This is a genomic window from Sphingobacterium bovisgrunnientis, assembly GCF_009829085.1.
GTDB classification, from domain to species: domain Bacteria; phylum Bacteroidota; class Bacteroidia; order Sphingobacteriales; family Sphingobacteriaceae; genus Sphingobacterium; species Sphingobacterium bovisgrunnientis.
The window spans coordinates 21,991-43,383 of record NZ_WUQY01000030.1 but is presented as its reverse complement, the minus strand read 5'-3'; the positions used below and the strand labels follow the sequence as shown (position 1 = coordinate 43,383).

The window sequence follows — 21,393 nt, the reverse complement described above, 5'->3', positions numbered from 1 at the left end:
TCAATCAAAAATCCCTCATAAGCTTGATGCTTTTGAGGGATTTTTATTTTAAAAAAGCTCAAAAAATCTTCAGATAATTCATTCTTAAATCAAATAGTGTTATTTCCCTACATGCAAATGAGACATTAATTTTACATTAAAGCATTGACTTAATAGATGTTAATATTATATTTTTATAAAAACCTATCTTATGAGACATTCACGTAAAGATTTTCTGTACTCTTTGAGTATGTTAGCAGCTGGTGCAGCGATGACAAGCCCTTTAATTGGATTTTCACAATCTAAAAAACTTAAAGTTGTATTGGTCGGAACTGGAATCCGAGGAATAACTTTTTGGGGTAAAAGACTAATTGAGCAATACAAGGATAAATTAGAATTTGTTGGTTTGTCCGATTCGAATCCTGGCCGATTAAAGTATGCTAAATCGTATATGGGTGTAAGTTGCAATACGTATATAGATTTTGACAAAATGTTACTTGATCAGAAACCAGACTTAGTAATTGTGTGTACAAAAGATTCCAATCACGATGAATTCATTGTGAAAGGTTTAGATTTTGGATGTGATGTACTTACCGAAAAACCATTGACTACTGATGAAAAAAAATGCCAAAGAATTATAGATGCAGAAAAGAGATCCAATAAAAAATTGATCGTAGGCTTCAATTACAGATGGGGACCGTATATGACAAAAATAAAGGAACTCATTCAAAATGGCGCTATTGGTGATGTCACATCCGTTGATTTTAATTGGTATCTCAATGTACATCATGGGGCATCCTATTTCCGAAGATGGCATGGATTGATGAATGAAGGAGGCTCATTGTGGGTGCACAAAGCAACACATCACTTCGACTTATTGAACTGGTGGCTGGATTCTGATCCTGAAGAAGTTTTTGCATATGGTTCATTAGAACATTATGGAAAAAACGGACCTTTTAGAGGTACAAATTGTCGATCATGTGCACACAAAACTTCATGTAAATATTATTGGGATATTACGAAGTCCAATCAAGATATGAGATTGTACGTAGATAATGAAAATCATGACGGTTATTTCAGAGACGGATGTGTCTACAGAAATGAGATTGACATATACGATAAAATGTCTGCGCAGATAAAATACGCGAACAATGCTGTAGTGAATTATTCATTGACTACATATTCTCCTTATGAAGGATGGAAAATTGCATTTAATGGTCATAAAGGGCGTATTGAAGCATGGTTGGATATTCCCTTCTTAAAAAATGAGCAATTCAATCAGCAAGATTTGCACGCAAAAGAAATGAACCAAAATTTAGCCGATGATCAAACGTCTGATCCTGTTATATTGTATAAAAATCGGGAAGATTATAGTGTCATAAATGTTATTGCAGAACGAGGAGGACACGGAGGTGGAGACAAACGCATGCATGACTACTTATTCAAAACACCTAATGCTGCAGACCCTTATCGTCATACCGCAGGATTAAAAGACGGTGTAATGTCCATATTAGTAGGAATCGCCGCACGTAAAAGTATTGAACAAAATAAACCAATTAAAATTGGTGACCTCACTAGCATTAAACCATCAAAAGGTTAGATGAACAGAAACAAAAATTACAAATACCTCAAAATAATTTTGGGGTATTTTCTGCAATACTCCCTCTCATTCCAAATTTTACATTCTTACCCATATTTTATTAAAAAAGGCTACTCTTATTCCTTACTTTTTCATTTCTTGCCGTTCAATAACCAATTGAAAAACATAAACTTATTTCTATGAAAAAATCAAATTATTTATTTGGTTTGCTTGTACTTTTTACCGCTTGTTTGTTGTCAGCATGTGGTTCTAATACGAGTACAACTGAGCCCGTAGTCAAAACGACACATGGTATCGTAAAAGGAACTTATCAAGACACAGTCTTTGCATTTAAGGGAATTCCTTATGCCAAAGCAGAACGTTTTCAAACACCCCAAGATCCAGAGAAATGGAATGACACATTAGCATGTGAAAATTTTGGACCTGTGGCTAAACAAATTGTTGCTTGGATTCCAGATTCTACAATGGATGAAAAGAATTTATTCAGTGTAAATGTGTGGACGCAAGGTCTTAAAGACAAGAAAAAAAGACCGGTAATGGTATGGTTGCACGGTGGCGGATTTTTCGTCGGAAGTAGTAATGACCCAATGACCTATGGTGAGGCAATGGCAAAAAAAGGTGATATCGTATTTGTATCAGTAAACCACCGTCTTAATATTTTAGGATTTTTGGACTTATCTGCTGCTGACAACAAATACGCACATTCTGCAAATGCGGGAATGTTAGATATTGTAAAAGCATTGGAATGGGTAAAAAATAATATTGCTGAATTCGGTGGAAATCCAGATGATGTCACTATTGTAGGTGAATCAGGTGGTGGCGGTAAAGTGGGCACATTAATGTGTATGCCTTCAGCAAAAGGCTTATTTCACAAAGCAATTATCCAAAGTGGTACTATCGTGAATACGATGAATAAAGAAAAATCACAAGCACTTGGCAAAGCTGTCTTAGAAAAACTAGGAATAGGAAACAATGAGCTTAACAAACTGGATACTGTCGACTATTTTAGACTTGTTAAAGCAGGCAATGAAGCCATACAACAACTAAATGGTGGACCGCGCATACCTGGGTCATCCATGATGTTTGGCTTTGCTCCTTCAGCTGATGGTGATGTGTTATTACAACAACCGTTTAGTCCTGGATTTACAGATATTTCAAAAGATATACCTGTATTGATTGGTTCTACTTTAAATGAAATGATGCCTGTAGCATATGCTGAAAAGAATTTAACATTAGAGGAAGCGAAAAAACGTCTTGAAAAAACATACGGTGAAAAAACAGATGAATTTGTCGAACTTTATAAAGCTGCTTATCCGGACTTCACTCCACAAGATTTATTATCTGTTGATGTAGTATTTAGACCTTACACCATTCGTACAGCAGATGCAAGATCCAAAGAAACTACTGCCCCTGTATACGCATACTTCTTAGCATGGAAAAGTGGCGTTGAAGATTCTACTAAAGGTTCTTTCCACGGTCTTGATATTCCATTAGCATTTTATAATGTAGATTTAAGACCAGACTGGACAGGGAATACGGATGAAGCTTGGAAACTCTCGGATAAAATGAGTTCAGCTTGGATCAATTTCGCAAAACATGGGAATCCAAATGTAGATGGTGTATTGCCTAAATGGGATGCATATACAGCAGAAAATGGCGTTACTATGTATTTTGATACCGAATCTAGAATAGTAAACAATCACGATAAAGCATTAATGCAGTTTATGAAACCACTCAATTAACCTTTATATTTTGCAACTAATTAGGAGAACTGATTTCCTAATTAGTTGTTTATAATCGCCAACGGATCTTCCAATCTAAATTCTAATATTTTTTTATGGTCGGCTCGTTCAATTTCAATTCGTACTGACTTGTCCTGTCCAGCTTGCAATTTTTGTTTAATATCCTGCAATTTCATTTTACCGACCTTACGACCGTTTATGCGAAGTAACTTGTCTCCAACTCTTACGCCTGCTCTTTCGGCAGGAGAATTAGGACGAACCTGATCAATCACATAATTCGCATGCAATTCAATCAAATAATTAACTTCAGTACTGAAATTAATGGTTGTACCGCCTTGCTCTGTGCCTCTCGAAAAATTTGTTATTCGATGTTTTACAAACTCAAAACCTTCATGTACAATTTCTAATCCACTCATATCAATTGTATAGGGCTTTCGAAAATTTCTATTTGTACATAGGTAAATTGTGCTATTGGGATAATCAAATATGACGTAGAATCTACTCAAAATCTGATTCCCCACAGAACCAACTCTACTCTTAGCTAATTTATTGGAATCATAACTTAAGCTATCTGGGTAAGAAACAATTGGAAGACTCACCGTATAATCGCCTAGCGTCATTGCATCAATCCTATTCTTCAAACCAAAGACAGCGCCATTAAATCCAAAGCCTAGGTAATCGCGTATAAAGGGTTTATGAATAGTGTAATCATGCATTTCACGCTCAAAAAGCATCATGGGATCCGAATTCCCTAGATCTAGCAATAGCTTTTGTTGTTCATAGGATTGATTGCCTGCTTTAAGTGCGACAAATGTGTATGCACGGTCGTTTTCAATAGAAATCGGATAAGATTTATATTTTGAAAGTTTTACATCCAAATCATTCACATCCCTAGAAAAACTAATTTTCTTTTTGATGAAATCTAACGCTAATACGTTATTTCTAAAAAATGAGCTTCCCAATATACCGTGAATATGAACACCGATATTTTTAGAAAGATTAAAAGCGGTGTCCGTAATGACATACAGATGATGACTTGTGTCTACAATATTTCCTACCTCTAATACATTGTGTCGAGACATCAATCCTTTTATGGGTTGACCTACTCCAAATCCTTGAAAATAAAAAGCTGAAGTATTTTTGAGTCGCAAAGAGTCAACCTCTCCAAATAAAAGAGTTTCCTTGACCCCATTATCCAAAATAAATGACAATGTTTCAGTATTCAGTTTGACAGAAACAATGATCATATTATTAATTAATTCAAATGGAATTGTTTCCTTTTTCTTCTCATCGGGCAAATGCCAGAGTTGGGCATAATTCGACTGCATATACACTATATAGAAAAGAAATATAAGCAGCGGTCTCATAAATTTACACTCATTTAAACAATTGAATATAAAAAAAATTGACTACAGTATCTAGCAAAAAAGAAAGAGCCTACCGCAGGGCTGCGATAAACTCTCCTATTAACCAATTATAAACTTAAATTATGAGACTACAAAAATACATAATTTAGTTTACTATGCAAATTTATTATGCGTTTTTTTGCGTTTTTATTCATTATCTATCCACTTCACCCAAAACAATATCAATGGATCCTAATATGGCTATTAAATCAGCTATTAAAACACCTTTACCCAATTCGGGTAGAACAGATAAATTATTAAAACTTGGTCCACGCGCCTTCACACGCCTTGGAATGTCTGTTTTGTCTAATGTCTCAAAATAGAAACCCAACTCTCCTTTCGGATTTTCTGCACGTACATAATACGATTGGGATTTCAAATTGACTTTTTTAGGAACCAACGCACGCGGATCGAAATCCGGCAAACGCGCAAAGTCCGACATTAGTCGATCAATACATTGTTCGATTATTTTAAGCGATTCACGCACTTCGTCAACACGTACCTTATAGCGATCCCAACAGTCGCCGAGCGTTCCCATGCTTCCTTTTCCTACCGGAATCTCAAATTCCAATTCGGGATATACAGAATAGCCTTCTACCCTCCTCAAGTCCCATTTGATACCACTTGCACGCAACATTGGCCCCGAACATCCGTAATTGATCGCAACATCAGCAGGCAAAACGCCAATATTTGCCGTACGTTGAATAAAAATTTCATTGTTTGTAAGCAACTCGTCCAATTCATCCAACTTCGGTTTGAAATATTTCACAAAATCCTTGCAACGCTCTTCAAAACCAACAGGTAAATCATAAAACAAACCACCAACCCAAATATAGTTGTATAGCATACGAGATCCTGAAGCCCATTCCAACATGTTCATTATGTGTTCGCGATCGCGAAAACACCATAAGAAAGGAGTAAAAGCACCAATATCAATACCGTAAGTTCCAATTGCAATTAAATGCGAGGCTATACGATTCAATTCACACACTAAGACACGAATGTATTCTACTCGCTTAGGCAATTTATCTTCGATCCCAAGCATTCGCTCTACACCCATCACAAAACTGTGGCTGTTATTCATCGATGCCAAATAATCCAAACGATCAGTGAAAGGAATAGATTTAACATAATTCATAGACTCCGCATGCTTGTCAAAACAACGATGCAGATATCCCAAATGTGGCACAATATCTTTGACTATTTCACCATCTGTGATCAGTTCCAGCCGTAGAACACCGTGAGTGGAGGGATGCTGAGGTCCCATATTTATCACCATTTCGGTCGAACCGACACTAGCAATTTTATCAATGTATCTTTGATAGGCTTGGTTATATTTTTCCAGCATATTATTGTCCTTTTATTGGAATTCCGTGATAATATTCAGCATCTTGATAATCTTTACGCAATGGAAAACCTTCCCAATCATCGGGTAATAAAATGCGTCGTAAATCAGGGTGATCCATAAAATAAATCCCCATTAAATCAAATGCTTCGCGTTCATGCCAATCAGCTGTACGCCATACAGCACTAACGGAAGGAACCTCAGGCAAATTATCTGCGTCACGGTTAGCTACAGGTAATTCTACACGCAGGGTCAACTGGGTTTGGTACGGTAATGAAGCCAAATGATACACCACTGCGAAACGATTTTCGGGAAAATAGTCCACAGCTGTAATATTAGCCAAGAAATCAAAGTAGTAAGCTGATGAGTCGCGTAAATAAAGACAAACTTTCACCAATACCGACGCATCCACCACAATAGTATGCTGCTTCGTACCTTCTACGATTTGGATTTTAGTTGCATCAAATCTTTGTTGTAAATCTTTAACTAAATTTTCTATCATGGTGCTAATCTATTTTTTACCCAAGAATCCCCTTCTTTACTATATACGATTCGGTCATGCAAACGCGAGCTTCTACCTTGCCAAAATTCAAAACGTACAGGCTTAACCAGATAACCACCCCAAAATTCAGGTCTTGGAATATCGTACAACTCCTTAAACTGCTGTTCTACTTCTTCAACACGATTTTCAAGTATTGATCGATCAGCAATAATTTGTGATTGCGGTGAAGACCAAGCGCCAATTTGACTACCTTTTGGTCGTGAAGCAAAGTATTCGTCAGAATCTTCATCTGTTAAAAAACTAACCTCTCCCTCAATCCGCACCTGACGCTGCAATTCTCCCCAAAAAAACAACAGGCTTACTTTCGCATTTTGCTCAATATCTTGACCTTTTTGACTACGATAATTCGTAAAAAAACTTAGGCCATCAGCTTTAAGATCTTTAAGCAAAACAACACGCGTAGATGGATAGCCCAACTTGTTGATGGTACCCAATACCATGGCATTCGGTTCTAAAACAGCAGAAGCCAAAGCTTGATCAAACCACAGTTGAAACTGGCCAAATGGATTTTCTAACGTATCCTTTTCTGTCAATACACCTTTAGAATAATCTTCCCGAATTGCTGCTATATCTTTATGTTCTATCGCCATGAATCCTTCGTTAACTTTAGCACAAACTTACTAAAAGCGTTATAAATATCTACCTACAAAGTCGATTAAATATCTGTTTTTTATCTTTGGCTTATCATTTTTTTTGTAGTTTTAATAAAACAAAAGACAGGAAGCCACTATGTTTAATGAGCACACCCCAGAACAAGGCAGTTTATTGTTATCCGAACCATTTATGTTGGATCCGAACTTTGAACGTTCAGTAGTATTACTATGTGAACACAATGAAGATGGCACTGTTGGAATGGTTCTTAATCACCGGTCACAACTTTTATTATCAGATGTCATGGATGTTGAGGTAGTCGATTTCCCACTTTATATTGGCGGTCCAGTTCAAAATAATGCTATATTCTTTTTACATCGCGCTTTTGATAAGATTACAGATGGGACGCATATCTTTCAAGATGCTTATTGGGGTGGCGATTTTGATTTGGCTATTACACTCATCAATGAAGGTCTACTATCTACTGATGAAATCAAGTTTTTTCTAGGTTATTCAGGCTGGGCAGAAGGACAATTAAACGATGAAATCAACCAAAATTCTTGGGCAGTGCACAACAAATTCAGTACCGAACTTACCTTCATAACTGACGGTGAAGATCTTTGGAAACAAGCTTTGATAAGTTTAGGTCCTAAATATGCGCATGTTGCAAATTTCCCCAAGAGCCCAAATTTAAATTAATGTTATCAATACGATTATGCTGCCTAATCTTGAATTTTTGTTTGCTTGACCAGCCAGTGGTTCGCATGATTTTGAATTATTTCATTTTTTAAGTTATCATCCTTAGTATTCAAATAATCGTACACTTTTAGAGGAATTGCATTGGGATAAATTGTCCTTGCTTCTTTTAATATCCGCCCTGCTTCACCAAAATTTTTAGCAGAATTATAGGCTTCCACTTGATAGATATAAAATATAACAGGAATCTTCCCAAAAATTTCTTTTGATTCATGTGTCAGTAATTCCATAATTTCAACTTGATATTTTGATCTGAATTACCCGATTGGGCATATTGCGTAATATGATTTTGGTACATCATGAATAACGCCATTACGTGCATATTTTTCAAATGAGGATCATTATAAATATCCTGAAATTCTTTTAAAGTCACTGCCGAATAATTAGGTATATCAGCTTGTAAACCCTCCTCGAATAACATATCTAAAATAACAATTATGGATTTATCAGCACTATCGATAACGACCTGCTTTTTAAGTGTTTCGAGAATATCTTGTAAGGATTCTTTTTCTTGAGCTAGACCTAGGAATGGTAAAAAGAATAATAAAACAAAAAATAATTTCTTCATAATTTAATTTTACACACTTAAGTTATGAATTAAGATTATTATATACAAAAAAAGCTTCAAGAAAACTTGAAGCTTTATGGGTAAGTAATGGGGCTCGAACCCACGACCCCTAGAACCACAATCTAGTGCTCTAACCAACTGAGCTATACCTACCAAATTTTGATGTCGCAAAGATAGTAAAAAATGGTTTTATTGCAAATATGGATTCAAATATTTATTACAAAAAAATCATCTTTTTTAGTAAACACAAATAAAATGAATGACTCAATTTTCAATGAGATTAATAAGATAGTATAAAATTATATAGTTAAATCTCGCTTAAGATAATATCTATGCTAATACTAATGAAAAAAGCCTCTCATTACTGAGAAGCCTTTAGAAGCGGGTAAGTAATGGGGCTCGAACCCACGACCCCTAGAACCACAATCTAGTGCTCTAACCAACTGAGCTATACCTACCGTGTTTGTGCTACAAAAGTAGTATAAAACCCTATTCTATGCAAATAATTCTATACAAAAAATCCTCATTATGCAATAACATAATGAGGATTAAGCCATTATTTTTACGAGCTGATTAAATCATATCTACGCTACGCTTAACAAACGAAGTTAAATCCGCTCCAGTAAGCAATCCACGGGACAATAAAGCCAAATCAAAAGCTTGTTTTGCTAATTTTTCAGCTTCTTCTTCTGAGCTTTCAACGATGCGTTTTACTAATGGATGGTTGCCATTCACTGTTACTTTATAGTTGTCTGGTAAATTGCCATAAAAGCCCATACCACCACCAGTTTTAGCCATATCTTTCATACGACGCATAAACTCATCCAAAGTCACTGACACAGGCAATTCATCCGCTGCTAAAGCTTCTACCTGTACATTCATATCCGCACGGCTGATTGCTTTTGTAAATAGTTCAGAGGCTTTTTTGCTTTCTTCTTCAGATAGTATTAATTCAATTTTTTCATCTTTTTGGATTAACTTGTCAACAACATCAGAATCGACACGTTTCAATTGCACTTTCTCGCCACCTTTTTGCTCTAAGTATGCTGCAAAGTGCGTATCAAGCGGCCCGTCTAATACTAATACATCATAACCTTTTGCTTTCGCATTGGCGATAAAACCATCTTGTTGCGCGGCATCCGAGGTGTATAGGTAAACAATATTCCCGTCTTTGTCCGCATTGATATCTTTTACTTTTTCGTAGTATTCTTTGATCGTATAGTTTTCACCTTCGGTATTTTTTACCAAGCAGAATTCATTCGCTTTCTCCGCAAATTTCTCTTCGCTTAACATACCGTATTTGATGAATAAACCGATGTCGTTCCATTTTTCTTCAAAACCTTTACGATCTGTTTTAAAGATTTCTTGCAATTTGTCAGCTACTTTCTTCGTAATATAATTGCTGATTTTCTTTACATTGCCATCCGCTTGCAAGAATGAACGCGATACGTTCAACGGAATATCAGGCGAATCAATCACACCGTGCAACAACATCAAATATTCAGGAACGATATCCTTCACCTCATCCGTGATAAATACCTGACGTGAGTACAATTTGATTTTATTGCGTTGGATTTCTAATTCATTCTTGATCTTAGGGAAGTATAGAATACCAGTTAAGTTAAAAGGATAATCTACATTCAAGTGAATCCAGAATAAAGGCTCGTCAAATGTATTTGGATACAGTTCACGGTAGAAAGCCAAATAATCTTCGTCTTTTAATTCCGAAGGCGCTTTTGTCCACGCTGGATTGGTATTGTTGATAATATTATCAACTTCTACCGATTTGTATTTTGGTTTACCTTCTTCATCTTCACCATCTGGCTCAGAAGATGTTTTTGTTCCGAAACGAACTTGTACAGGTAAGAATTTAGCGTATTTATCTAAAATTTCTTGTAATCTGAATTTGCTTAAGAACTCTTTTGAATCTTCGTTGATGTGTAGGATAACATCTGTACCACGTGTCGTACGTCTACCCGCTGATATTTCATAGGATGTACTACCATCACATACCCAGTGTGCAGCCTCAGCCCCATCTTGATAAGATAAAGAGTCAATCTCTACTTTGTCCGCCACCATAAATGCCGAGTAGAAACCTAAACCAAAGCTACCGATGATTTCATTTGCATCATTAGCCTCTTTGAATTTCTCCATAAATTCTGTAGCGCCAGAGAATGCAATTTGATTGATGTATTTTTTGATCTCATCAGCCGTCATACCAATACCATTATCCGAAATGGTAATCGTTTTTGCTTCTTCATCAAATTTTACATCAACAACCAACTCACCCACTTCGCCATTAAACTGACCTAATGATGAAAGACGTTTAATTTTTTGAGAAGCATCAACCGCGTTGGAAACTAACTCACGTAGGAATATCTCATTGTCTGAGTAAAGGAATTTTTTGATAACCGGAAAAATATTCTCGGTGTGAATCGAAATAGTGCCTTTTTCTGTGCTCATATATTTTTAATTTTTTCAGTTTAAATTTTACGCATAAGATTTATCAAGGTACGTTCCAAAAGAATTCTTTAAGACATTTTGACAGAAAAAGTGTCAAAATGAAAATATTTTAATTTTATTATGAAATTTAAAATAAAGTCTACTATATTTGTAGAGTATTCAGAATTGTAGCATGCAATACCAACCGAGTGCAGTCACCGCGGTGGTAAGATAATACGGGTTTTCGTGCCAAAATAAACGTTTTTTACAACGCTTATTTACCCTTAGAGTTTCTGGATACAATTTATGGTTTAACCCTTTAAATTTTAAATTGTATGTCAAACACAACAGTCCACTTGTATCAACACTTAATCGAAAAATTCAGTAATTATTCGATTGAAGAGCTTATTCAGCTTAATAATGAAACCGTAAAAGGTCAAGGTTGGGGTTCAGCAAAAGCAACATTTAGAACAGCTATTATCACCGCCTTTTCGCGCAAAGGAATTGATTTATCGCAAATTATATCCAAAGATGATGGTTTTACAACCGTAAAATCTGTTCCTGTACGCTTGGAAGATAATACACTTGTTCCATTAGCGTATTAAATTTTTCTACAACAATAATTTTAAAATCTTTTGCCAGAAGATTATGCAAAAAGAGACGCAATTCGTCTCTTTTTTGTTGATAATAGAGAATTGAAAATTGTTAATTGAGAAATAAAAATTACGACATTACTTCTGAAAAACTATTTCCAATTCCTCAATACGCAACACTCATTGCTCAATACTTTTTTTAATTTTTACTTTTCCCCATTTTAATTTTTAATTCGCATGCGATAAAGCGTACAACGCAAAAGTTCCTAACCAATGCGAACCCATATAATCATCTTGTGCAGAAAGATTCGGCAATGAAAAATTAATATGCTCATTTGCTATTTTTCTTAAATGAGCAAGTTCCCCGACTTTTTGACTAATACCAAATAGACATGCTGCCCTACTATAATTTAATCCATCCAAATGAACCAATTTTCCATCCGAACGATCTTTTACGATTGCGGGCTTGAGCTCAAAATCTTTAGCAAACAATGATGGCATAAATTTTTTCAACCAATTTCTGTAAATATCCCCTTCCAACACTTTTGACATAAAATAGGCTTCTTCAAGACATGGCGAAAGAAAATCATACCCACTTGGTTCGTAAGCTAAATCACAACTCACATCTTTTTTGAATAAACGTTTTCCATGTTCTAGGATTACATTTTCAAATTCACGATCTCCTACCGAACGCGCATAATCCAAAGATAAAGACAATCCAAAAGCTGAATTGTCATGTTGTCCTGCGCGAATCGGATAAACTAGTTTTGGTAAATATTCTTTATAACGTTGGACTAATAAATCTACAAGTGGCTGTAAGTTAGACTTCCAACGTTGTGCATCAGCATCATTCCATTTCGACAGACTCTCTTGCAATTTGAAAAGCCAAGCCCATCCGTAAGTACGTTCGAAGTTTTTATTATTTGAATCGTTAAAGAATGCTAATTCAACCGCAACATTTTCAGGCGTAATATGCGCATTAAGCACTTTTCTAACTTTACCATCAGCATCTAACGCAGGATATTTTTGCATCAATTCAACAATCGACCAAAAACCATGTACAGAGGAGTGCCAATCAAAACAACCGTAAAATATTGGGCGCAAATTCTTCGGTGATTGTAAATCAGAATCAGAACCTAATACTTGTCCTAATTTATTGGGATATTCTACCTCGAGACAGTGTATAGGCAATTCAAAAATTCCTTTTGCCTGCTCTTGTGTCAGCGTTAAAACACTCGTCGAATCTGACGTATGTGTTGATGTTGCAGGATTTTGACTACAACTGAAAAAAGATAATGAGACGGTAATGGCAAAAGCGGAAACAACTTGAATTTTCATTTGTTAGATTTATGTGTTAATGACAATAATAAAAGTATAAACAATTTTATAAACTAAAAACATGAATATTACGGATTTGATTACTGGAGGAATAGGATCAAAAGCTATTAACCTTGTTGCTAAAACGCTAAACATTGATGAAAGTAAGGCAAAATGGGTTGTAGCAGCAGCAGTGCCATTAATGATTGCAGCATTGAATTACAATTCTAAAAAAAGCAAAGAAAAAGAGGAAGGCATAAATCAAGCTCTTGAAAAACACAACGGCGGCATTTTCGATCAGATTGGGAATTTATTTGGAAATGGTCCTTCTGAGGATGACAATAAAATTGTGAACCACATGTTTGGAAAAAACACAGAAGTAGTTAAAGACAATTTAGCTACAAAAACAGGGCTTTCTGCAGATAAAATAGGTGGAGCCTTAGCAATTCTCGCTCCAATCGTAATGGGCTATTTGGGCAAACAGAAACAACAAGAATCTTCGGGTGGCGGAATTGGTGATTTGTTAGGCAATGTATTAGGTGGAGGCCAATCCAATCCTTCTGGTGGTGGTGGAATTTTAGGATCCATTATTGGAAGTGTTTTGGGAGGCGGCAGCAATAAAGCTCAATCAACCTCTTCGGGAGATCTAGAAGGTTTAGCGGATTTGGCGGGAGAATTTTTCAACCAAGGAAATGATAACAGTAAAAAAGGTTCTATATTGGATTCCTTAGCCAGAATGTTTGGAAAGTAAATATTAAATATTAATTGAAAGTCAATTCTTAATATAGAATTGACTTTTTCATGGTATCTAATTCAAGAATTACTAAGTGTACTTTTTACAATAAGTAAACCTTTGTGACACAATTATTTCAGATTAATTCCCTACCTTTGTAGCGTCAAAAATAGTTTATATGTCAATTAACAAAGGGTTAATAGCTCTAGCATTTGGTGGCTTGGCCATCGGAATGACAGAGTTTACCATGATGGGTATTCTACCGGATATTGCAAAAGATGTCAATATCGATATTCCCACAGCAAGTAATTTAATAGGTTTATATGCATTGGGTGTAGTTGTAGGCGCCCCTACACTTGTCGCAGCTACCTCAAAATATCCTGCTAAAAATGTTTTGCTTTTTTTAATGCTTTTGTTCTTCGTTTTCAATGCAATATTCACTTTTGCGCCTAATCAGTGGAGTTTGTTTGTATCACGATTTGTTTCTGGATTACCTCATGGAGCTTTTTTTGGAATTGGTTCAGTTGTAGCTGCTAAATTAGCAAAACCAGGAAAAGAAGCACAAGCCATATCTATAATGTTCACAGGAATGACCTTAGCTAATCTCGCGGGCGTACCATTAGGTACTTATATTGGTCATTATTACGACTGGCGCATCACCTATGGGGTGATTAGTTTACTTGGTCTTCTTACTTTCTTGACCATTTATTTATGGATGCCAAATTTCCCAGCAGATAAAACCAGTAATATAAAGAAACAAATCAACTACTTCAAACGTTGGGATGCTTGGCTTATTATTGCCATTATTTCAATTGGAACGGGTGGTTTATTTGCTTGGATAAGCTATATTGCAAAATTAGTGACGACTGTTTCTGGACTTGCCGAAGGTAATGTTTCTATTATTATGATATTAATAGGCGCTGGGATGTGCGTCGGAAATCTATTGGGTGGTAAGGTAGCTGACACACTTTCACCTAGTAAAGCAGCTATTGCATGTTTCTTAGCAATGGCTACATGCTTACTTGTTCTATTCTTCATTGCACATATCACGATTCTTGCTTATCCAATGGCATTTATTACAGGTATGATTGCGTTTAGTATTGCGCCATCCTTACAAATGATGCTTATTAATAATGCAAAAGGCGCTGAAACTTTTGCTGCATCGGCAGGACAAGCAGCATTTAATATTGGAAATTCTATTGGTGCTTATTTAGGTGCAATCCCAATTATTTACGGTTTTACATACAATTATCCATCGTTGGTTGGTGTTGTCATGGCTAGTATCGGCGCAATTCTAACGTATGTATTCTTAGTGAAAGTAGAGTTGAAAAGCTCAACTCCCGAATTGAAAACTTCCAAAATTCTCCAAGAAGCTTAAAAAATTCAAGATTAATAAAAAAGCCCGATGAAAAATTTCCATCGGGCCTTTTTTGTATATAAAACAGTTTTATTAACCTTGATTTCTACGGATAATATTTAATGCACCACCAGCTTTAAACCACTCGATTTGTTGTGCATTGTACGTATGGTTAGCTAAGATTTCATCCTTCGTACCATCCTCATGATTAAGCACAAGCGTCAATGGTGTATTCGGAGTAAAAGTTGTTAAACCTACAATATCGATGGAATCATTTTCTAAGATTTTGTCGTAATCATCTTTGTTTACAAACGTAAGCGCCAACATGCCTTGTTTCTTCAAGTTTGTCTCGTGGATACGTGCAAATGATTTCACTAAAACAGCACGAACACCTAGGTGACGTGGTTCCATTGCAGCATGCTCACGTGAAGAACCTTCACCATAGTTTTCGTCACCAACAATGATTGAACCTATGCCAGCAGCTTTGTACGCACGTTGCGTAGCAGGCACTGCACCGTATTCACCTGTTAATTGATTTTTAACATTATCTGTTTTATCATTGAAAAAGTTAACAGCACCGATTAATAAGTTATTGGAAATATTATCCAAATGACCGCGATACTTTAACCACGGACCTGCCATTGAAATATGATCAGTGGTAGTTTTACCTTTGGTCTTGATTAATAATTTCAGACTAGTCAAGTCTGTACCTTCCCAAGCTGCGAATGGCTCTAGCAATTGCAAGCGATCAGAAGTTGGTGATACATCTACCGAAATCGAAGAACCATCTTCCGCTGGAGCTTGATAGCCTGCGTCCTCTACATCAAATCCTTTTGCAGGCAATTCATCGCCTGTAGGTGGATCCAATTTCACTTGTTCACCATTTAAGTTTGTCAATGTATCTGTAACAGGATTGAAACCTAAATCCCCTGATATAGCAATAGCAGCAACCATTTCTGGAGAAGTAACAAATGCATACGTGTTTGGGTTACCATCGGCACGCTTCGCAAAGTTACGGTTGAAAGAGTGTACAATTGTGTTTTTCTCTTGCTTCTCTGCTCCTGCACGATCCCACATACCAATACATGGACCACAAGCATTCGTAAAGATAGTTGCATTCAAATCTTCGAAAGTCTTCAACAAACCATCACGATCTGCTGTATAACGCACCTGCTCGGAACCGGGGTTGATACCAAATTCAGCCTTTGTCACCAAGCCTTTATCTATAGCTTGTTTAGCGATGGAAGCAGCACGTGCCAAATCCTCGTAAGAAGAGTTAGTACACGAACCTATTAAACCCCATTCTACTCTCGTAGGCCACCCATTTCTAGATGCCTCTTCACGCATACGCGAAACTGGGGTGTATAAATCTGGTGTAAAAGGCCCATTCAATGATGGTTCTAACTCCGAAAGATTGATTTCTATTATTTGATCAAAATATTGCTCTGGATTTGCATAAACTTCAGCGTCAGCTGTTAGGTGATGTTTGATTGAATTTGCCGCGTCAGCAACTTCAGCACGCCCTGTAGCACGTAAATAACGTTCCATAGATTCATCGTAACCGAAAGTTGAAGTTGTTGCGCCAATCTCAGCACCCATATTACAAATTGTACCTTTACCAGTACACGATAACGACTCTGCACCATCACCAAAATATTCTACAATAGCGCCAGTACCACCTTTAACAGTCAATATACCTGCAACTTTTAAGATAACATCTTTGGGTGCAGCCCAACCTGATAATCTACCCGTCAACTTTACACCGATAAGCTTCGGAAATTTAAGTTCCCAAGGTAATCCAGCCATCACATCACAAGCATCCGCACCACCAACACCGATAGCAACCATTCCAAGACCACCAGCATTTACGGTATGAGAATCCGTACCGATCATTAAACCACCCGGAAAAGCATAATTTTCTAATACGACTTGGTGAATAATACCCGCACCAGGTTTCCAAAAACCGATACCGTACTTGTTTGAAACAGAACTTAAGAAGTTGAAAACTTCCGAACTCTCGTTCTTTGCTCGTGACAAATCTTTCTCCGCACCTTCTTTTGCTTGTATCAAGTGATCACAATGCACTGTAGAAGGTACTGCTACCTTAGCGCGACCAGCCTGCATGAATTGCAATAATGCCATCTGTGCTGTAGCATCTTGCATAGCAACACGGTCTGGTGCAAAATCCACGTAAGATTTTCCACGCTCATAAGTTTCCGTCGCATTTCCGTCCCAAAGGTGTGCGTACAAAATTTTCTCTGAAAGTGTCAACGGTTTATTCACAACTTGACGCGCAGCATTGATGCGCTCATCGTATTGCGAATAAACTTTCTTAATCATGTCTATATCAAAAGCCATATCTGTATTATTATAATTTAATTCTAAAATTGACATTACAATTTACTATTTATTTCTAAAAAATAGGTTGTGTAAATGTCATATACCTAATTTAAAATAATTCTAAGCATTAAGATTAATAAATATTTACCTAATTAATACTAATCCTCTAATGATAAACAACAATTAAATTGAACTTTAGTTATAAAAATTAAGGCTATTCTAAAATTAGAATAGCCTTAATTTATTGTAGTCAACGCCTAAATCTACTTTGTAGATATTGGTTGGAATTTAGTCAAGTTGATACCTTCTACAGCCGACTTGTATTCTTCAATACTTGGAATACGACCTAAGATTGCTGACAATACTACTACTGGCGTAGATGCTAATAAAGATTCACCTTTTTTACCATCTCTATCTTCTACTACACGACCTTGGAAAAGACGTGTTGAAGTAGCCATTACCGTATCCCCTTTTGCTGCTTTTTCTTGGTTACCCATACACAAGTTACATCCAGGACGCTCTAAGTAAAGAATATTTTCGTATTCCGTACGCGCTGCTGATTTTGGCATTGCATCGTTGAATTCGAATCCTGAGTATTTTTGTAAAAATTCCCAATCACCTTCAGCTTTCAACTCATCAATGATGTTGTAAGTTGGTGCTGCAACTACCAATGGCGCATTGAAAGAAACGTAACCTTTTTGTGCCTCCACATTTTTCAACATTTGCGAAACGATTTTTAAATCGTCTTTGTGCACCATACAAGAACCAACGAAACCTAAATCAACTTTTTTGTCACCACCGTAGAACGATAAATCACGGATAGTATCGTGTGTATAACGTTTAGAAACATCAGCGTTGTTTACGTCTGGGTCAGCAATCATTGGCTCGTCGATGATATCCAAATCAATTACAACTTCTGCATAATACTTTGCATTAGCATCTGGTTGTAATGCTGGTTTTTCACCTGAACGAATTTCAGCTATACGTTTGTTTGCTTTATCAATTAAACCTTGTAATACTTGGTTATGATTATCCATACCCTTATCAATCATGATTTGGATACGTGATTTAGCGATTTCTAATGACTCAATTAAAGTCTCATCTTGAGAAATACAGATTGAAGCTTTTGCTTTCATCTCTGCAGTCCAGTCAGTGAATGTAAAGGCTTGATCCGCTAACAATGTACCGATGTGCACCTCGATGATACGACCTTGGAATACGTTTTCGCCATCGAATTGTTGCAACATTTGTAATTGAGTAGCATGTACCACATCACGGAAATCCATGTGCTCTTTCATTTGACCTTTGAAAGTAACTTTCACAGACTCAGGAATTGGCATAGACGCTTCACCTGTCGCTAAAGCTAAGGCTACAGTACCAGAGTCAGCACCAAAAGCAACACCTTTAGACATACGAGTGTGCGAGTCACCACCGATAATGATAGCCCATTCGTCGATAGTGATGTCATTCAACACCTTGTGAATAACGTCCGTCATCGCATGGTAGTCACCTTTAGGATCACGAGCTGTGATTACTCCAAATTCATTCATGAATTTCATCAATTTAGGAATATTCGCTTGCGCTTTTTTATCCCATACTGATGCAGTATGACAACCAGATTGGTAAGCACCATCTACACTAGGTGAAATAACAGTCGCTGCCATAGATTCCAACTCTTGTGCTGTCATCAAACCTGTAGTGTCTTGAGAACCGACAATGTTTACTTTCACACGAACATCAGAACCAGCGTGTAATGTTTTACCTGGAGCAACACCTACTGCATTTTTGTTGAAGATTTTCTCAACAGCAGTTAAGCCTTGACCTTCTACTGAAACCTCTTTTGCTGGCGCAAACACCTGAGGTGCTTCGATACCTAATGTTTGAGCAGCGAAAGTTTGTATCTTTTTACCAAATACGATAGCGTAAGAACCACCAGCTTTGATAAATTCTAATTTTTGTGGTGTGAAAGATTTAGAAATATCCTTCAGTTCAACTCCACCGTTGTATAATTTTTTAGTTTTAGTATTAATAGTTAATACAGTACCTGTCTCAACCGAATAAGCTTGTTCTAAAACTACATCACCGTTCTCATCACGAACTACGTTACCATTCTCATCCGTTTTCTTAACCCAGTTTTGCAAATCGATACCGATACCACCAGTAACGTCAACAGTCGTCAAGAAAATAGGTGAAATACCATTTGTACCTGCTACAATAGGAGCCATATTCACGAATGGAATGTATGGAGATGCTTGTTTACCAGTCCAAAGAGCAACGTTATTCACACCTGACATACGTGAAGAACCTACACCCATTGTACCTTTTTCTGCGATCAACATCACACTAGCATCAGGGTATTGCGCTTGTAAAGCTTTAATTTCCTCTTGAGCTTCTGGCGTAATCATACATTTACCGTGCAATTCACGATCCGAACGCGAGTGCGCTTGATTTCCTGGAGACAATAAATCCGTAGAAATATCACCTTCTGCAGCTATATATGTTACAACTTTAATTTCTTCTGGAACTTCAGGTAATTTTGTGAAGAATTCCGCTTTTGCATAACTTTCTAAAATATCTTTTGCAATTGCATTACCCGAGTCATAAGCTTCTTTCAAACGTGCAGTATCTGCATCATACAAGAAAACTTGTGTTTTCAAAACTTCAGCAGCCTGCTTTGCAATAGTTTCATCCGTACCCAATGCGATATCCAACAAAACTTTAATTGAAGGACCACCTTTCATATGAGACAATAACTCAAATGCGAAAGTTGGAGTAATCTCCGCAACTACTTCTTGGCCTAAAATAATTTCTTTTAAAAATTGAGCTTTGACAGTTGCCGCCGGTGTAGTACCTGGCAATGTGTTGTAAATAAATAAACGCAAAGATTCAACTCTGTGCTCATTATTAACATCTTTAATTTGCGCAATTACTTCGCTCAAAAGCTCAGCTCCATCAATCGGCTTTGGATTTAATCCTTGTCCTTCGCGTTCTACAACCTCTAGTACGTATTCGTTGTAAATACTCATATATAATTTTCTTAATTAAAGGTAGGTTCGATTATCCGTCACTACCGTAAGTTTAATAAAATAAGCTATAACTATATTGAACATTACGTTTCAACTTATAGCTCCTACTACCCACTAATACTGAATAATTTATCCTTAAACAGCAAATAAATTCGGGAGCAAAAGTACTAAAAATCAACTGCTAATAATAACCACACAAACGCACAAATACAATTTGGAATAATTCTAAACAATATGATTTAAATCAACTTTTTACTTTTAAAAATAAAGGCGACATATTAGTAAATAGTCGCCTTTATTTTTTGTTTATGCTTGTTTTAATGCAATATCAATAGCTTTCAGCGAAGCTATGGTTTCAATAGGATCTACGGCAGTAAATACAAAAGAACCTGCTACTAACACATCTGCACCAGCCTCCAAAAGCTGTGTCGCATTTGCGGTAGTTACCCCGCCATCAATTTCTATCAATAAATTATCGTTTACACCTGAAGCTAACGCTCTCAATTCTTTTATTTTGGTGTATGTATGTGGAATAAATTTCTGCCCACCAAATCCCGGATTCACAGACATCAAACACACTAAATCAATATCTTGAATTACATCTTTCAACAACTGAACTGATGTGTGTGGATTCAATGCCACCCCTGCTTTACAGCCTAACTCTTTAATTGCTGCTAATGTACGGTGCAAGTGTGTACACGCCTCATAATGTACGGTAATCACCTTAGCACCATTATCCTTACACGTTTTTAAATAACGATCTGGATCTACAATCATCAGGTGTACATCCAAAGGTTTTTGCGCATGCTTCGCAATAGCACTCATCACCGGAAAACCAAAAGAAATGTTTGGCACGAAAACGCCATCCATAATATCGATGTGAAACCAATCTGCCTCACTCGCATTGACCATTTGAACATCTCTCGCTAGATTCCCAAAGTCTGCCGCTAAAACTGAAGGAGCAATTAAATGTTTAGTATTTGACATGAATATCTGTATTAAAATTTTGCACAAAGATAGCCCTAAAATTTCCCTA

General features: G+C 36.6%; 17 protein-coding genes, 2 tRNA genes and 1 riboswitch. Of the genes, 6 read left to right on the top strand and 13 right to left on the bottom strand.

Going from position 1 to position 21,393, the window contains the following annotated elements:
• Positions 1 to 190: 190 nt before the first annotated feature.
• Together GOQ16_RS13555 and GOQ16_RS13550 are read left to right on the top strand one after the other, a co-directional pair.
• Positions 191 to 1,579: a Gfo/Idh/MocA family protein gene (locus tag GOQ16_RS13555; protein ID WP_160069773.1), complete on the top strand. Its 1,389-nt coding sequence runs from the start codon at positions 191 to 193 to the stop codon at positions 1,577 to 1,579.
• Positions 1,580 to 1,758: 179 nt separating this feature from the next.
• Positions 1,759 to 3,321, top strand: coding sequence for a carboxylesterase/lipase family protein (locus GOQ16_RS13550; protein ID WP_160069772.1), 1,563 nt, complete (start codon positions 1,759 to 1,761; stop codon positions 3,319 to 3,321).
• A gap of 41 nt (positions 3,322 to 3,362) precedes the next feature.
• On the opposite strand, the gene GOQ16_RS13545 is transcribed toward GOQ16_RS13550, so the two are convergent.
• From GOQ16_RS13545 to pdxH, 4 genes are all read right to left on the bottom strand, one after another.
• Complete coding sequence (locus tag GOQ16_RS13545) at positions 3,363 to 4,649, bottom strand: PDZ domain-containing protein (RefSeq protein WP_160069771.1); 1,287 nt, start codon at positions 4,647 to 4,649, stop codon at positions 3,363 to 3,365.
• A 232-nt stretch (positions 4,650 to 4,881) separates the two neighbouring features.
• Positions 4,882 to 6,075 (bottom strand): NADH-quinone oxidoreductase subunit D, encoded by a 1,194-nt coding sequence (locus GOQ16_RS13540; protein WP_160069770.1) that lies wholly within the window; start codon positions 6,073 to 6,075, stop codon positions 4,882 to 4,884.
• Position 6,076: 1 nt separating this feature from the next.
• On the bottom strand, positions 6,077 to 6,574 hold the full coding sequence (locus GOQ16_RS13535) for an NADH-quinone oxidoreductase subunit C (protein ID WP_160069769.1): 498 nt from the start codon (positions 6,572 to 6,574) through the stop codon (positions 6,077 to 6,079).
• The gene (gene pdxH / locus GOQ16_RS13530) at positions 6,571 to 7,224 is read right to left on the bottom strand and encodes a pyridoxamine 5'-phosphate oxidase (protein ID WP_160069768.1); all 654 of its coding nucleotides are present in this window, start codon (positions 7,222 to 7,224) and stop codon (positions 6,571 to 6,573) included. The genes GOQ16_RS13535 and pdxH overlap by 4 nt, the downstream gene beginning before the upstream one ends.
• Positions 7,225 to 7,363: 139 nt before the next feature.
• On the opposite strand from pdxH, the gene GOQ16_RS13525 reads away from it, so the two are divergent.
• Positions 7,364 to 7,924, top strand: coding sequence for a YqgE/AlgH family protein (locus GOQ16_RS13525; protein ID WP_160069767.1), 561 nt, complete (start codon positions 7,364 to 7,366; stop codon positions 7,922 to 7,924).
• Between the two features lie 23 nt (positions 7,925 to 7,947).
• Here GOQ16_RS13525 and GOQ16_RS13520 read toward each other — a convergent pair whose 3' ends face one another.
• The 5 genes from GOQ16_RS13520 to htpG all read right to left on the bottom strand — a co-directional run bounded on the left by GOQ16_RS13520 (position 7,948) and on the right by htpG (position 11,012).
• The gene (locus tag GOQ16_RS13520) at positions 7,948 to 8,211 is read right to left on the bottom strand and encodes a hypothetical protein (RefSeq protein WP_160069766.1); all 264 of its coding nucleotides are present in this window, start codon (positions 8,209 to 8,211) and stop codon (positions 7,948 to 7,950) included.
• A complete protein-coding gene (locus tag GOQ16_RS13515) occupies positions 8,199 to 8,549 on the bottom strand; it encodes a hypothetical protein (protein ID WP_160069765.1) in 351 nt (116 codons plus the stop codon). The genes GOQ16_RS13520 and GOQ16_RS13515 overlap by 13 nt, the downstream gene beginning before the upstream one ends.
• Before the next feature lie 79 nt (positions 8,550 to 8,628).
• Positions 8,629 to 8,702: transfer RNA gene (locus GOQ16_RS13510), tRNA-His, on the bottom strand.
• Positions 8,703 to 8,933: 231 nt separating this feature from the next.
• Positions 8,934 to 9,007 (bottom strand) — tRNA-His (locus GOQ16_RS13505).
• A gap of 115 nt (positions 9,008 to 9,122) precedes the next feature.
• A complete protein-coding gene (gene htpG, locus GOQ16_RS13500; protein WP_160069764.1) occupies positions 9,123 to 11,012 on the bottom strand; it encodes a molecular chaperone HtpG in 1,890 nt (629 codons plus the stop codon).
• Positions 11,013 to 11,162: 150 nt separating this feature from the next.
• A riboswitch (SAM-I-IV-variant riboswitch) is annotated at positions 11,163 to 11,258 on the top strand.
• Between the two features lie 68 nt (positions 11,259 to 11,326).
• Here htpG and GOQ16_RS13495 point away from each other — a divergent pair.
• On the top strand, positions 11,327 to 11,596 hold the full coding sequence (locus GOQ16_RS13495) for a 5-oxoprolinase (protein ID WP_149913295.1): 270 nt from the start codon (positions 11,327 to 11,329) through the stop codon (positions 11,594 to 11,596).
• Between the two features lie 216 nt (positions 11,597 to 11,812).
• Here GOQ16_RS13495 and GOQ16_RS13490 read toward each other — a convergent pair whose 3' ends face one another.
• Positions 11,813 to 12,922, bottom strand: a complete 1,110-nt coding sequence (locus GOQ16_RS13490; RefSeq protein ID WP_160069763.1) for a DUF2891 domain-containing protein — start codon at positions 12,920 to 12,922, stop codon at positions 11,813 to 11,815.
• A gap of 61 nt (positions 12,923 to 12,983) precedes the next feature.
• Between GOQ16_RS13490 and GOQ16_RS13485 the strand changes: the two genes are divergently transcribed.
• Together GOQ16_RS13485 and GOQ16_RS13480 are read left to right on the top strand one after the other, a co-directional pair.
• Positions 12,984 to 13,652: a DUF937 domain-containing protein gene (locus GOQ16_RS13485; protein ID WP_160069762.1), complete on the top strand. Its 669-nt coding sequence runs from the start codon at positions 12,984 to 12,986 to the stop codon at positions 13,650 to 13,652.
• A gap of 160 nt (positions 13,653 to 13,812) precedes the next feature.
• Positions 13,813 to 15,012, top strand: a complete 1,200-nt coding sequence (locus GOQ16_RS13480; RefSeq protein WP_317163818.1) for an MFS transporter — start codon at positions 13,813 to 13,815, stop codon at positions 15,010 to 15,012.
• Between the two features lie 72 nt (positions 15,013 to 15,084).
• Here GOQ16_RS13480 and GOQ16_RS13475 read toward each other — a convergent pair whose 3' ends face one another.
• From GOQ16_RS13475 to rpe, 3 genes are all read right to left on the bottom strand, one after another.
• Positions 15,085 to 17,349, bottom strand: a complete 2,265-nt coding sequence (locus GOQ16_RS13475) for an aconitate hydratase (protein WP_160069780.1) — start codon at positions 17,347 to 17,349, stop codon at positions 15,085 to 15,087.
• Positions 17,350 to 17,594: 245 nt separating this feature from the next.
• Positions 17,595 to 20,357, bottom strand: a complete 2,763-nt coding sequence (locus GOQ16_RS13470) for a bifunctional aconitate hydratase 2/2-methylisocitrate dehydratase (protein WP_160069761.1) — start codon at positions 20,355 to 20,357, stop codon at positions 17,595 to 17,597.
• Positions 20,358 to 20,663: 306 nt separating this feature from the next.
• On the bottom strand, positions 20,664 to 21,344 hold the full coding sequence (gene rpe, locus GOQ16_RS13465; RefSeq protein ID WP_160069760.1) for a ribulose-phosphate 3-epimerase: 681 nt from the start codon (positions 21,342 to 21,344) through the stop codon (positions 20,664 to 20,666).
• Between the last annotated feature and the right edge of the window lie 49 nt (positions 21,345 to 21,393).

Excerpts from the sequence above, each read along its gene's own strand:
- GOQ16_RS13515 (WP_160069765.1), bottom strand. The coding sequence starts at position 8,549 with ATGAAGAAATTATTTTTTGTTTTATTATTCTTTTTACCATTCCTAGGT.
- htpG (WP_160069764.1), bottom strand. The coding sequence starts at position 11,012 with ATGAGCACAGAAAAAGGCACTATTTCGATTCACACCGAGAATATTTTT.
- GOQ16_RS13470 (WP_160069761.1), bottom strand. The coding sequence starts at position 20,357 with ATGAGTATTTACAACGAATACGTACTAGAGGTTGTAGAACGCGAAGGA.
- GOQ16_RS13555 (WP_160069773.1), top strand. The coding sequence starts at position 191 with ATGAGACATTCACGTAAAGATTTTCTGTACTCTTTGAGTATGTTAGCA.
- GOQ16_RS13520 (WP_160069766.1), bottom strand. The coding sequence starts at position 8,211 with ATGGAATTACTGACACATGAATCAAAAGAAATTTTTGGGAAGATTCCT.
- pdxH (WP_160069768.1), bottom strand. The coding sequence starts at position 7,224 with ATGGCGATAGAACATAAAGATATAGCAGCAATTCGGGAAGATTATTCT.
- GOQ16_RS13480 (WP_317163818.1), top strand. The coding sequence starts at position 13,813 with ATGTCAATTAACAAAGGGTTAATAGCTCTAGCATTTGGTGGCTTGGCC.
- GOQ16_RS13475 (WP_160069780.1), bottom strand. The coding sequence starts at position 17,349 with ATGGCTTTTGATATAGACATGATTAAGAAAGTTTATTCGCAATACGAT.
- GOQ16_RS13535 (WP_160069769.1), bottom strand. The coding sequence starts at position 6,574 with ATGATAGAAAATTTAGTTAAAGATTTACAACAAAGATTTGATGCAACT.
- GOQ16_RS13550 (WP_160069772.1), top strand. The coding sequence starts at position 1,759 with ATGAAAAAATCAAATTATTTATTTGGTTTGCTTGTACTTTTTACCGCT.
- GOQ16_RS13485 (WP_160069762.1), top strand. The coding sequence starts at position 12,984 with ATGAATATTACGGATTTGATTACTGGAGGAATAGGATCAAAAGCTATT.
- GOQ16_RS13540 (WP_160069770.1), bottom strand. The coding sequence starts at position 6,075 with ATGCTGGAAAAATATAACCAAGCCTATCAAAGATACATTGATAAAATT.
- rpe (WP_160069760.1), bottom strand. The coding sequence starts at position 21,344 with ATGTCAAATACTAAACATTTAATTGCTCCTTCAGTTTTAGCGGCAGAC.
- GOQ16_RS13545 (WP_160069771.1), bottom strand. The coding sequence starts at position 4,649 with ATGCAGTCGAATTATGCCCAACTCTGGCATTTGCCCGATGAGAAGAAA.
- GOQ16_RS13490 (WP_160069763.1), bottom strand. The coding sequence starts at position 12,922 with ATGAAAATTCAAGTTGTTTCCGCTTTTGCCATTACCGTCTCATTATCT.
- GOQ16_RS13525 (WP_160069767.1), top strand. The coding sequence starts at position 7,364 with ATGTTTAATGAGCACACCCCAGAACAAGGCAGTTTATTGTTATCCGAA.
- GOQ16_RS13495 (WP_149913295.1), top strand. The coding sequence starts at position 11,327 with ATGTCAAACACAACAGTCCACTTGTATCAACACTTAATCGAAAAATTC.